11 protein-coding genes are annotated in these 12,312 nt (G+C 70.2%); all 11 read right to left on the bottom strand.

The genetic code is table 11. The annotated features are described in order from the left end of the window. Positions 1-6: 6 nt before the first annotated feature. Positions 7-1,506, bottom strand: coding sequence for a replicative DNA helicase (locus tag KF737_RS02035; RefSeq protein ID WP_296449843.1), 1,500 nt, complete (start codon positions 1,504-1,506; stop codon positions 7-9). Between the two features lie 149 nt (positions 1,507-1,655). Beyond that, positions 1,656-4,088: a TonB-dependent receptor gene (locus tag KF737_RS02030; protein ID WP_296449840.1), complete on the bottom strand. Its 2,433-nt coding sequence runs from the start codon at positions 4,086-4,088 to the stop codon at positions 1,656-1,658. 245 nt (positions 4,089-4,333) lie between these two features. Then, positions 4,334-4,924, bottom strand: coding sequence for a 50S ribosomal protein L9 (rplI, locus tag KF737_RS02025; protein WP_296449839.1), 591 nt, complete (start codon positions 4,922-4,924; stop codon positions 4,334-4,336). Positions 4,925-4,937: 13 nt separating this feature from the next. After that, positions 4,938-5,222 (bottom strand): 30S ribosomal protein S18, encoded by a 285-nt coding sequence (gene rpsR / locus KF737_RS02020; protein ID WP_296449837.1) that lies wholly within the window; start codon positions 5,220-5,222, stop codon positions 4,938-4,940. Positions 5,223-5,240: 18 nt separating this feature from the next. After that, entirely contained in the window at positions 5,241-5,603 is a 363-nt protein-coding gene (gene rpsF, locus KF737_RS02015) for a 30S ribosomal protein S6 (RefSeq protein ID WP_296449835.1), read from the bottom strand. Positions 5,604-5,780: 177 nt separating this feature from the next. Then, positions 5,781-6,323, bottom strand: coding sequence for a peroxiredoxin (locus tag KF737_RS02010; RefSeq protein ID WP_296449833.1), 543 nt, complete (start codon positions 6,321-6,323; stop codon positions 5,781-5,783). An 80-nt stretch (positions 6,324-6,403) separates the two neighbouring features. After that, positions 6,404-7,393 carry a DUF4402 domain-containing protein gene (locus KF737_RS02005; RefSeq protein WP_296449831.1) on the bottom strand — a complete coding sequence of 330 codons (990 nt, stop codon included), beginning with the start codon at positions 7,391-7,393 and terminating at the stop codon, positions 6,404-6,406. Positions 7,394-7,446: 53 nt separating this feature from the next. Next, a complete protein-coding gene (locus KF737_RS02000) occupies positions 7,447-10,212 on the bottom strand; it encodes a hypothetical protein (RefSeq protein WP_296449829.1) in 2,766 nt (921 codons plus the stop codon). Then, positions 10,193-11,101, bottom strand: coding sequence for a hypothetical protein (locus tag KF737_RS01995; RefSeq protein WP_296449827.1), 909 nt, complete (start codon positions 11,099-11,101; stop codon positions 10,193-10,195). Before KF737_RS01995 ends, KF737_RS02000 begins: the two co-directional genes overlap by 20 nt. After that, on the bottom strand, positions 11,101-11,610 hold the full coding sequence (locus tag KF737_RS01990) for a hypothetical protein (protein WP_296449825.1): 510 nt from the start codon (positions 11,608-11,610) through the stop codon (positions 11,101-11,103). Before KF737_RS01990 ends, KF737_RS01995 begins: the two co-directional genes overlap by 1 nt. Positions 11,611-11,666: 56 nt before the next feature. Continuing rightward, positions 11,667-12,197, bottom strand: coding sequence for a DUF4402 domain-containing protein (locus KF737_RS01985; protein WP_296449823.1), 531 nt, complete (start codon positions 12,195-12,197; stop codon positions 11,667-11,669). Between the last annotated feature and the right edge of the window lie 115 nt (positions 12,198-12,312).

Raw genomic sequence — 12,312 nt, 5'->3', positions numbered from 1 at the left:
GCCCGCTTAGTGCGGGTCATAGCGGCTTGAGTCACGGGCCAGATTGCCGAACTTGGTGGTGTCGGAGTGGAAGGAGAGCTTCACGTTGCCGATGGGGCCGTGGCGCTGCTTGCCGATGATGACCTCGGCGAGGCCCTTCACCTGGTCCATCTGCTCCTGCCAGCGGAAGTGCTCCTCGGTGCCTTCGCGCGGCTCCAGGCGGGAGAGGTAATACTCCTCGCGGTAGACGAACATCACCATGTCGGCGTCCTGTTCGATCGAGCCGGATTCGCGCAGGTCGGAGAGCTGGGGCTTCTTGTCCTCGCGGCTCTCGACCTGGCGGCTGAGCTGCGAGAGCGCCAGCACCGGGACGGCGAGTTCCTTGGCCAGGGCCTTGAGGCCCTGGGTGATCATCGAGACCTCCTGCACCCGGTTGTCCGGGCCGCCCGCGCCGGTGGTGACGAGCTGGAGGTAGTCCACGACGATGAGATCGAGGCCCACCATGCGCTTGAGCCGCCGCGCCCGGGCGGTCAGCTTGGCCAGCGTGATGCCGCCGGTGGCGTCGATGTAGAGCGGCGCTTCCTGGATCTCGAGCGCGGCGTCGCGGATGCGGCCGAACTCCATCGCATCGATCTCGCCCTTGCGCAGCCGGTCGCCCGACACGCCCGAGACTTCCGCGAGCAGGCGCATCGCGAGCTGCTCGGACGACATTTCCAGCGAGAAGAACGCCACCACGCCGCCCGACACGGTCTTCCTCGACCCGTCGGGCTGCGGCTCCCAGGCGTAGTTCTTGGCCACGTCGAACGCGATGTTGCAGGCCAGCGACGTCTTGCCCATCGAGGGTCTGGCGGCGAGGATCATGAGGTCCGATGGGTGCATGCCGCCGATCTTCTGGTCGAGGTCGATCAGGCCGGTCGAGAGGCCGGCGAGGCCGCCGTCGCGGCTGTGGGCCTCGGCCGCCATGGCGAGCGCGCCCTGCAGGGCGTCGGAGAAGTTCACGAAGCCCGACGAGACGCCGCCGGTCTCGGCGAGCTGATAGAGCTGCTGCTCCGCCGCCTCGATCTGGTCGCGCGCGTCCAGTTCGGCGTCGCCGCGCTGGGCGGTGGTGGAGATGTCGCCGCCGATGCGGATCAGGTCGCGGCGCAGGGCAAGGTCATAGACCGTGCGGGCGTAGTCCGGCGCGTTGGCCGCCGGCGGCGCGCGGTCGACGAGGTCGGCCAGGTAGCGGACGCCGCCCAGTTCCTGGAACGCCGGGTCGGACGAGAACTGCTCGGCCAGCAGGATCGGGTCGGCGAGGGCGCCCTTGCGGATCGCGCCCTCCACGGCGGCGAACAGGCGCTGGTGGAACGGCTCGTAGAAGTGGCGGTCCTGCAGATGGTCGCCCAGGCGCTCGAACGCGGCGTTGTCGAACAGCAGGGCGCCCAGCAGGGCCTGTTCAGCCTCCAGATTCGAAGGGGCGTGCGCGATCGCGACGTCGTTGGACGCGGTCATGGTGGGGCGGAGATCGAGCGCCGGGACGAGGGCCATGACGGTCAGTCTTAGCGAATTGGCATTGTGACGCGCGTGCGACGAACCGCCCTTCCCCGTGATTCACAGGGCTCGTGTGGACGGCCCGCCAAACGAAAGCGGCGCGGGAGAGACTCCCGCGCCGCCACGTCAGAAACGGTCGTAGATCGCTACCAGGCGATGCCCACGCGGGCGTAGAGGAACCGGCCGTTGAAGCCGAACGGCGAGTAGCTGGGGAAGCCGATCGGGCCGTTGGTGTTCACGTTGGCCGGGGTCGGGTTCGGGTATTCGTCGAACACGTTGTTCACGCCCAAGGCCAGGTTCACGCCCATCGGCGCCTGATACCGCGCTTCGAGGTCGACCAGCGTGTGGCTGCCCGAGTGGTAGTCCAGCGTCGCGGTGTTGTTCGGGATCAGGACGTCGCCGTAGTAGGTGGCCTTCGCCGTCGCGCCGAACGCGCCCAGGGACCAGTCGACCGCGAAGACGTGCTTCTGGTCCGGGGTGCCTTCCTCGAACGTCAGGCGGTTGCCGCGGTCGAAGAGGATGGGCGGAACCGGCAGCGACGAGAGCACCGCGGTGGTCGGGATCTTGGTCACGTCGGTCGAGTTGAAGTTCGCCGCGGCGGTGAAGTCGAAGCGGCCGGCCGCCTCAGTGCTCAGGCGGTAGCGCGCGACGATGTCGATGCCCTTGGTGGTGGTGTCGACGCCGTTGATGAAGAAGCGCGCGGCGCCCAGGCCCGAGCTGCCCGGCGGGTTGATCAGGCGGAAGATCGCCTGGGCCGTCGGCGTACCGGTGGGCGAGCCCTGGATGTTCTCCGAAAGGACGATCCGGTTGTCGATCTCGATCCGGTAGGCGTCGACCGTCAGCTCGAACGGTCCCTGATGGAAGACCGCGCCGATTGAGTAGTTGATCGACTTCTCGGCCTCCAGCGGCTTGCCGCCCAGGGCCACGGCGATCGGGCTGACCGATGGGAACGTGCCCACCTCGACCGGGGTGTTCACGCCGTTGATGACGATGAAGTTCGTCGAGGTGGCGGTGAAGTACTGCTGCTGCAGGGCCGGGGCCCGGAAGCCGCTGGCGATCGTGCCGCGCAGGGCGAAGGCGTCGCTCAGCTCGTAGCGGGCCGAGATCTTGCCGTTCACGGTGGAGCCGAAGTCGGAATAGTCCTCGAACCGGCCGGCGACATCGACGCCGAAGGCGTCGGTGAGCGGCACGTCCAGGTCGACGTAGGCGGCGTAGGAGTGCCGGTTCTTGTCGACCTCGTTGCCCGGCTGGAAGCCCGGGAAGCCCTGGGCGCCCGCCGCCTTGCCGGCGATGCCGCCGAACACGTACGACGCCTGGTCGCCCGCGCCGATCTCATAGCCCTCGTGGCGGTATTCGACGCCGAAGGCCAGGGTGGCCGGCTTGGCCATGCCGAACTCGAGCGGCCGGGTGAAGTCGATGCCGGCGACCCACTGGTCGTATTGCATCGTGCCGGCGTCGAACTTGGTCGGGGAGGCGGCGCCCAGCGAGGCGTTGACCGAGTCGACCACGCCGTAATGCACCTTGTTGTAGCCATAGACCACGCCCGCATCGACGCTGAAGCCGGCGACTTCGCCCTTGGTCCCGAAGGCCGCGGTGAAGTCGTCGATATCGGTGGTGATGCGCGGCAGGAAGCCGCCCGGATAGATCGACGGCACGTTGTTGGCGTTGTTGGCCAGGCGCGGATTGGCGGCGCTGTCGGTCTTGCGGTTCTGATAGCCGCCGAAGCTGTAGAGGCTCCAGGCGTCGTTCAGCGGCGTGCCGGCGTTGGCGTAGACCGTGATGTTCTCGGACTGCGGGTCGCCGTAACGCGAGGTGATCTTGGGCGTGGGCAGGACGCGCGGGTCAAGGTCGCCGCGGCTGGTCGGGTTCTGGTGGCGGTACTCGCCCGACAGGGTCAGGAAGCCCTCGGCGCCCAGGGGCAGGCCGACCCAGCCGGACACGGTGTTCGAGACGCCGTCCTTCTTCTTGTAGCCGTTCGGGACCCGGGCCGTTTCGACGTCGGTGTTGTAGTAGCCGTAGGTGTAGGTGGCGCCGCCGCCTTCGCGGGCTTCGCGCAGGCGCATGTTGATGACGCCCGCGATGGCGTCCGAGCCGTATTGCGCCGAGGCGCCGTCGCGCAGGACCTCGACGCGGTCGATGGCGACGGTCGGGATCGAGTTGAGGTCGACGGCGGCCGAACCGCGGCCGATCGAGCCGTTCACGTTCACCAGCGCCGAGGCGTGGCGGCGCATGCCGTTCAGCAGCACGAGGGTCTGGTCGGGCGCCAGGCCGCGCAGCGTGGCCGGGCGAACCGAGTCGGTGCCGTCGGTGATGGCGGGCCGCGGGAAGTCGAGGGACGGTGCGAGGGTGGCCAGGGCGGCCCCCAGCTCGGTCGTGCCCTGCCGCTGCAGGGCCTGCTCGCTGATCACATCGACGGGCGCGAGAGACTCGAGGCGCGAGCGGCCTTCGGTGCGGGTGCCGGTGACGACCAGCTCCTCGACGTTGGTGTCATCGGCGGCGGCCTGGGCATAGGCGGCGCCGGCGGTCGCCAGCAGGCCCGCGACGGAGGCCGCGGCGAACAGTATATGACGATAGTGCATGAAGTTCCCCTCGGGTGGCCGGGTGATCCGGTCTCGCCCCGTTGGGGGAAGCTAGGAAGCATCGCCTTCGTCTGAAATGACAATTCTGCAACAGCCGTGGGGAAACGGCCACAGTTGTCGCATTCGGCGCGCGGTGAAGCGTCGGAGCCATAGCGTGAGTGTCGGGCAGTCGACGATCGCCCACGAAAAACGGCCCGGAAGTCGCCTTCCGGGCCGCAATTCCGTCGGGGATCCGACGCCCGGTCCTAGGCGTCCGCGGGCGCGAACTCCTGAGCCAGTTGACCGGCCCCGCCTTCGAGCAGGTCGGCTGCGGCTTGCTCGGCGGCCACGCGCTCTTCCTCGAACTGCGCGTTGATCACGTTCTCGCCGCGCGCCTGGCGCTCGGCTTCATCCTGGCTGCGCGCGATGTTCAGGGTGACGGTGACCGTCACTTCCGAGTGCAGGCGCACCTTCACCTCGTGCAGGCCGAGCGTCTTGATCGGCTTGTCCAGCACGACCATCGAACGTTCGATCTTGCCGCCTTCGGCGTTGACCGCATCGGCCACGTCGCGACCCGCGACCGAACCGTAGAGCTGGCCGCTCTCGCCGGCCTGGCGGATCATGATGTAGGACGTGCCGTCCAGCTTCTCACCCGACTTGCCGGCGGCTTCCTTGGCCTTGGCGTTGCGGGCTTCGATCTCGGCGCGCTGGGCTTCGAAGATCTTGAGGTTGCCGGCGTTGGCGCGGAGCGCCTTCTGGCGGGGCAGCAGGAAGTTCCGGGCGTAGCCGTCCTTGACGTCGACCACGTCGCCGAGCGTGCCCCAGCCTTCCAGCCGTTCGAGCAGAATGACTTTCATGTGCCTGGCTCCCTTACTTCACGACGTAGGGGAGCAGCGCCAGGAAGCGGGCGCGCTTGATGGCCTTGGCCAGTTCGCGTTGCTTCTTGGCCGACACCGCGGTGATGCGCGACGGCACGATCTTGCCGCGCTCGGAGACGTAGCGCTGGAGGAGCTTCACGTCCTTGTAGTCGATCTTCGGGGCGTTGGCGCCTGAGAACGGGCAGACCTTGCGGCGGCGGAAGAACGGGCGGCGCTGGCCGCCCCCCGTCGAGGCGCCGGCGGCGGGCGCGGGGGCCGTGGAGGTTTCGTCAGTCATGCGATGGGCCTCCCTTTCCTAGAATTGCGGGGCGTCGTCGCGGCGTTCGCGGTCGCGATCGCGGCGGGCGAGGATCGGCGAGAGCTCCAGGTCGAGCTCCTCGACGCGCACGGTCATGTAGCGCAGCACGTCTTCGTTGATCGACAACTGGCGTTCCATTTCCTTGACGATGTCGGCCGGGGCGTCGATCGCCAGCAGGGAATAGTGACCCTTGCGGTTCTTCTTGATCCGGTAGGTGAGGTTGCGCAGGCCCCAGTACTCGATCTTGGCGACGGCGCCGCCGCCTTCCTCGATGAGGTGCTTCAGCTGATCGTTGAGGGCTTCGGCCTGCTGCGGCGAGATATCTTGCCGCGAGATGACGACGTGCTCGTAGAGCGCCATGGTTTCCTTCTTCCGTTGTGGAAGGCGGCGCGGTCGGCAGCGGAAGCCCGCCGGCCACGATGGATCCTGGGTCGCGAACGATTTCGCGAGGACCGCCATCCGTGAAGAGGCGCGCTGATAGGGGAAAACCCCCGCGCGGGCAAGGGCTTTCGATACCGCCGTCCGGTGAAGAAGGGGCTACTTCCGCTTGATGTTGTAGGCCTTCACCGCGCCCAGGGTCTCTTCGACGTGCTGGCTGGGGTCCAGCTTCGAGTAGGCGTGCAGGATCGTGCCATTGGGCGCGATGACGTACGAGGTGCGGTCGGACCAGTCCGGCTTCACGGTCAGCACCGAGTCGTAGGACCTGGCGATCTTGGCGCCAGGATCGGCGGCCACGGCGAACTTGCCGCCGCAGTGCTCGGTGTCCTTGGAGAACTGCGCCAGGCGGTCTACGGCCCCGGCGGTGACCCCGATCACGGTGGCCTTCTGCGCCTTGAACTGGTCGGCGGCCTCGGAGAACAGGTGCGCTTCGAGGTTGCAGCCCTTCGTGTAGGCCGACGGGAAGAAGTAGAGCACCACGGGCCCCTTCTTCAGCGCCTCGGCCAGCGAGAGCTGTACGGGATCGCCCGCGAGGTAGCCCGGCGCGGTGAAGTTCGGCGCCTTGTCGCCCGGCTTCAGGGCGGCGGCGGCCGGCGTGGCGAGCACCGCGATGGCGGCGGCGGCGAGGGCGATGCGCTTCATGGTTCGAGGTCCTTGGGGCCGGCGGGCAGCCTGGTTCGAGGCGCGACAGTTGAATACCCGGGTCCGCGTTGGCGCAAGGGTCAGTTGTAGTCGACGCTCACCGTCAAAGTCCCTGAGTAGGCGCCGGGGGGTGTGGTCGGGCCGAGCGTGAAGCTTCCGCCCACCGTGAAACTGAAGCTGCCCGCTCTCCCGAGCCCCGAATTCAGGCTGGGCGAGGCGGCGCCGGTCCGGGTGATCGTCACCGGCAGGCTCGCCGGGCCGGTCAGGTTGATCGTGGCCGGCACGGTCAGGGAGACCTGCTGGCCGCCTTCGCCCGTGATCGTGAAGGCCGCGCGGGTCGGCGCCGGGGTGGCGAAGGCCACCGCATTGCCGCTGACGGTGCGGTTGCCGTTGTTCGCGTTCAGCGTGACCGTCGAGGCGCCGCTGCCGGGCCGCTGGATGGCGCCGAACGAGAGGTCGGCGGTCTTGGCGACGGCCAGCGCGCGCAGCGCCCTGATCTTCCCCTTGTCGGTGTCGCCCACGATCATCAGGCCGTTGGCGTCGACGACGTAGACGAAGAAGGCGTTCTCGCCGGCGCCGGACGCCAGGCCGGAGTCGTCGCCCGCCACCGGGAAGTCGGCGCCGACGAAGAAGTTCTTCATGCTGTTGTCGCCCAGCGGGGCGAGCTCGAAGATCGTGGGCACGGCGGCGGTCGGCGGCGTCACGATCGTGGCGGTGCCGCTGGCCGCGTAGAAGGCCGAGAACGCCCGCGCGCGGCCGACCAGCGGGCCGATCCGGCCCATCTGGATGCGCACGTTCCGGGTCGTGCAGTCGGTGTCGCCGGTCCGCGAAGGCTTGCAGGTGATGTTGACCTGGACCCGCGCGTTACCGGCCGTGAGGCGCCGTCCGCCGCCGGAGACCACGCTGACCGAGCCGCTGACGGGATCGACGCGGAACACGGTGTCGCCGCTGGAGGCCGCAGCGACGGAGCCCAGGTCCATCGCTTCGGTCACGTTCAGGGTGTAGCTGGCGGCGTGTCCGGGCGTCGGCGCCACCAGCGCCAGGAGCACGATGAGGACGAGGCCGCGCATGGCCTCCGATAGCAGACGGCCCGGCCGATGTCGGCGCACCGCAGGTTGCGGGCTCATCCGCCGCCTCCCGCCCTGGCGACCGTGGTGTCCGGCGGCGCGGGGTCGAAGCGCACCTGCAGGGTGACGTCCGGCGCGAAGTCGCCGTCGCCGGCGATCTTCACCATCGGCTCGGCGGTGAGCCGCATGCGCAGCTTCTCGGCCTGGCGCGGATCGAGCCGCAGCCGCCACGCGCCCACCGGCACGGCGTCGAAGATCGTCGAGCCGTCGAACTCGCTGACCGCATCGACCACCTGGCCGTCGTCCTTGACCAGTTGCAGCCGCACCGACGCCAGGCCCACGCGCGCGCCGTCGTCGCGCAGCAGTTCGACCTTCACCGCCACGCCGCCGGTGGGCCGCAGCGGATAGTCCACCCGCGTCACGCCGCCCGGGCGCGGCCGCAGGCGCACCTTCGACGGCGGCGCGGCGACGGACGGGTTGTCGATGCGGTCGAGGCTGACGTCCATGCTGCCGCTGGGCCCGCCGCCGAGGCCGGTCAGGAACACGCGCCCGTCGGGGCCGGTCAGCACGCCGCGCTGGCCGCCCGCGTCGAGGGCCACGTTCGGCGCGGGCGCCTCGTTCGCCTGGCGCACGCCGTCGCCGTTCTCGTCGATGAAGGCGTTGAACAGCACCGAGCCGCCGGTTCCGGGCCCCGTGCGCATCAGGTCGTAGCGGCGGCGCGCGGGGTCGTAGCCCAGCCCGAAGTTCCACTGCGCGGCCAGCCGCCAGTCGTCGTCGGCCCTGTCGTATTCGCCGGTGAGCGCGACGTCCCCGTAGCGGGTGGCCAGGATCGACGAGAGCACCACGTTCCAGCGGTCGAGGTCGTGGTCCAGCGGCTGGCCCAGCCCGAAGCGGACCGACCAGGCGTCGGAGAGCTTGCGGTCGACCGTCACCGCCAGGAAGCGGGCCTTGAAGTCGGGCAGCACGTCGTAGTCCAGGGCGGTCCGGATCTGCCACCTGTAGCCGCGGAAGGTGGTGGCGGTGACATAGCCGCGCAGGACCTCCGTGGCGGGCGTCGGGCGATAGCGCTGGCGCTGATATTCCAGGCCGGCCGACAGCAGCACCTGGCCGACGCTGGAGGACGCGCGGGTCGCGGCCAGGAAATCGTACGAGCCGCCGGCGTATTCGTTGCGGAGCGCCCGCATCGACACCGGCACGATCCGGCCGCGCAGGTTCAGGCTGGAGTCGACGGTGACCTCGGTGCGCCGGCGCATCTCGAACTGCGAGCTGAAGCCCAGGTTGTTCTCGTCGATGAAGCCATCGCGGTACTCGGCGTGGCGCAGCACCCCCGAGAGCGGGCCCCACATGCCCGCCGCGCCCAGCGAGATCGCCTGGCCGCCGTTGTCGTCCGTGCCCAGGTCGAACTGGGTCGCCAGCCCCATGACCGAGCCGCGCAGGCCGAGCGTGTAGATCGAGACGGCGTCGCCGTCGGGCCGCGGCGTGCGCGCGAGGCCCGCCGACATCGTGGCCAGGCTGCTGACGCCATAGTTCACCGAGACGACCGTGCGCACGCCGCCGCCCGCGAAGATGGCGGTGTCGCCGAGCAGCGCCCGGCCGACGCGGCGCGGCTGGAAGACCGGATGTTCCTGCTCGACGACGCCGAACTGGACCTGGGCCTCGCCGGGCCGGAGCAGGCCTGCGCCGACATTGACGACCTGCACCTCTTCCTGCCGCTCGCCACGCGGCCCGTAGGTCACCACGCGCAGGACGTTGAGGCCCGGCGACAGCGGGACGTCGAGGAACTCGAAGCGGCCGTTGATCGCCTGGTTGGTGCTGCTGCGGAGCACGTCGTTGATGTAGAGCTCGACGTCGAAGCCGGGGGGCAGGTCGCCGCGCAGGTCGATGCGGTTGAAGACGCTGGTCTGCTCCAGCGGCGCCGTCGAGAACGAGAGGCCGCGGCCGGCCACGCTGCGCGGGCCGAGCGGGAGCGCCGGCGTGTAGGTGTCGCCCAGGCTCACCTCGCGGGCATGCAGGGGCCCCAGCATCGCGCCTTCGATCGAGCGGCGCTGCAGCAGGAACCGCGCGTTGGTGACGCGGCCTTCCTCGTCCGACCCGAGATACCCCTGGAAGTTGCTCCAGAGCAGGTCGCCGGCGAAGCGCAGGTCGTAGCGGAACGAGCGGTCCGGATTACCGGACTTCACCCCGGCGTCGAGGATCGCATCCACGCCCGGCGGGCTGAGGAAGGCGTAGGGCTCGCTGACCCGCAGCGAATCCTGCTCGACGCCGGTCTGCGACCCGTCCGGGCGGTTGGCGAGGCGCTCGAGGCGGGCCTGGACCGGGAACTTCTCGCGCGCATGCAGGCGCAGGGCGAGCTCGTCGTCGGCCACCTCGATCTCCAGGCCGAGCAGCTTTCGGACCTGCGAGACGCGCAGGTAGATCTCGGTCGGCGTGACGGCGGCGTCGTCGGCCGCGATCGGCGTCTCCCGCCCGCCCGAGCGCGCGACCCCGGCCGCGAGGTCGACCAGCAGCGAACTGCGGGCCTGGCCGAGCCGCCCGACGATGCGGCGCTCCGGCGGCAGGACGTCGATGTCGGCTTCGAGCAGGCGCGCCAGTTCGCCTACGGGCACGAGCGGATCGGCGGGGTCGCCATAGGCGCCCAGGCCCTCCGAGAGCGTCAGGTTGTCCAGCGAGACGGCGAACAGCAGCAGGGTCGCCGGATCGAGCGCCGGCGCGTCGGTTGCGGGCGGGGCAGGGGGCTCAGCCGCCTCGGCCGGCGCGCCCCGCATCAGGATCAGGACGGCGGTCGCAGTGAGGGCCGGCCATCTAGAGCGCGGCTTTCGCAAGGACCTTCCCCGGTGACGTGTCGTCGTCCGTGAAGGTCACCTCCAGCGTTTCCCCAGGAGCAGGCGCGCGGCTGAGCGGGATCCGCACCGCTCGGCGGGCGACCTCGGGGTAGACGGCGACCCCACGCGCGAGCCCCAGCGGCTCGGCGTCCTTCTTCGCGCCGGCGACGCGCACCTCGAAGTTGCCGTAGACGGAGCTCGCGCCGCCGCGGACGAGGTCCAGGGCGACCACCGCGGTGCGACGCGGCTCGGCGCGGCCGTCGGGCGACGCCTCGGCGAACTCAAGGCGGACGCCCTGCAGGGTGGCGCTGACGTCCGGATCGGCCGGGCGGACGATCACCGGGATCGAGATGCCGTAGACGGCGGTGATCTGGAAGCTGAGCTCGTTGCGCGCCGGGTTGGCGGCCTGTTCGGGCGTGGCGCCGGTGTCGCGCGGCGGAAGCGTCGTGATCGTCAGGTGGCTGCGGCGCTCGCCGCCGGCCGCGTCGGGCAGGGTCGCCAAGCGGATGCGCACCGTCTGCGGCCGGTTCGGTTGCAGGGTGACGCGGCGGGGCGAAAGCTGCAGCAGGTCCCTGGCCGACTTCACCTGGGCGGCGACCGCCTTGGCGTCTTCGCGCTGCACGGCGTCGTCGAGCGCGAAGATCTGGCCGTCCGGCAGCATCACCCGGTCGATCATGGCGATGTCGACGGTGATGGGCTCTCGCCCCTGGTTCACCAGGAAGACCGTCCCGATGCGGCGGCCCCTGTCGAAGGTGATCCGCTTGGGCGTGATGTTGATGAAGGCGCCGCCGGTCGTGACGACGGGCGTCGGGCCGGCCTCCGGCGCCTGGGCGAGCGCCGGGACGCCCGTGGCCGCGAGCGCGAACGCGAGGAACAGGGCCGAGCGCATCAGTTGTACTGCACCATCACGACCAGCGTTCCGGCCGATCCGGGCGCCTGACCGCCCGTCGATGCAAGCACGAGGCCGCGGGCGACGCCGATGCTGGCCGCCGTTCCGGACCGCACCTCGCCACCCACCAGGGTGGGGCGGCCCCCGACCTGGACATCGGCGGTCAGGCCGGTGCGGACCAGCACGGCGGGCTGGTTGCGGATGGTGGTGACGTCGAAGGCCCCGGGCGCCGTGGCGGGCTCGCCCGTCTCGTCCCGGCGCTGGATCATCAGCCGGGCGTTCGCAGGCATCATCATGCCCATGGCCATCGAGGGCATCACGCCGCTGAAGACCGCGCCGTCGACCGCGCCGCGGACGCTGGGCATCGCGGTCGCCCATTGCATCCGGATCGCCATCGGCTCGACGATCACCGCGCGCGCCGCGGCCTGGGCCTGCAGGTCGGCCGCCGACGCCGGGGCCGCGGCGCCGAGGGCGGCCAGGATGCCAGCGATGGGAACGGCGCGTGTCATGGCCCAAACCTAGGCGCAGACGCCCGGACAGGAAGTCCCGGCGACGTCGCAGGCGATCAGTTGAACGTCACGGTCAGCACGAGCGTGCCGTTGTAGGTGTTCGGCGCGGTGTTGGTGTCGATGGAGAAGCGCCCGCCGACGTAGAGGTCCTGCTGGCCGGGCGTCGCGCCGCTGTTCGGGATCGTGCCGACCGTGCCGAACGACGCCACCGGCGTCTCGGACGCGGGGCTGATGAGGTTCGAACCCGCGCCCGGGAAGCTCAGGACGTTGCCGCCGATCGTATAGGTGGAGCCTGGGTTGCCGATCAGGCGGAAGGTCGCGGCGCGGGCCTGGCCCGAGGTCGGGATCGAGCCGTTGCCGCCGCTGACCGTCGGGGTGGCGCTGTTCGAGGGATCGGACGCCACGGTGACCAGGGTCGTACCTGCGGTCGGCTTGGCGATCGTGCCGAACGCCAGGTCGCGCGTCGCGGCGAGCTGCGTCGGGGCCACGATGGTGGCGCTGGCGTTGGCGGTGGCGTCGGCGGCCTGGGCCGCGACGGCGGTGAGCGTGGCGGCGCCGAACGCGGCGAACGCAAGACGAAGCTTCATGAGTGATCCCCCCGGTGACTTTCCCGACCGAACTGCGGCTTCCGCGAGACTTAGTCGGCTCGTTTCCGCCGAATATTCCCCTGAAAGGCGAAAGCAAAAATCCCGGGATGCCTAG

The sequence above is a fragment of the Phenylobacterium sp. genome (assembly GCF_019636135.1).
Lineage (GTDB): Bacteria > Pseudomonadota > Alphaproteobacteria > Caulobacterales > Caulobacteraceae > Phenylobacterium.
Note: the sequence above shows the minus strand (reverse complement) of the source record. Positions and strands in the feature narration are given on the sequence as shown.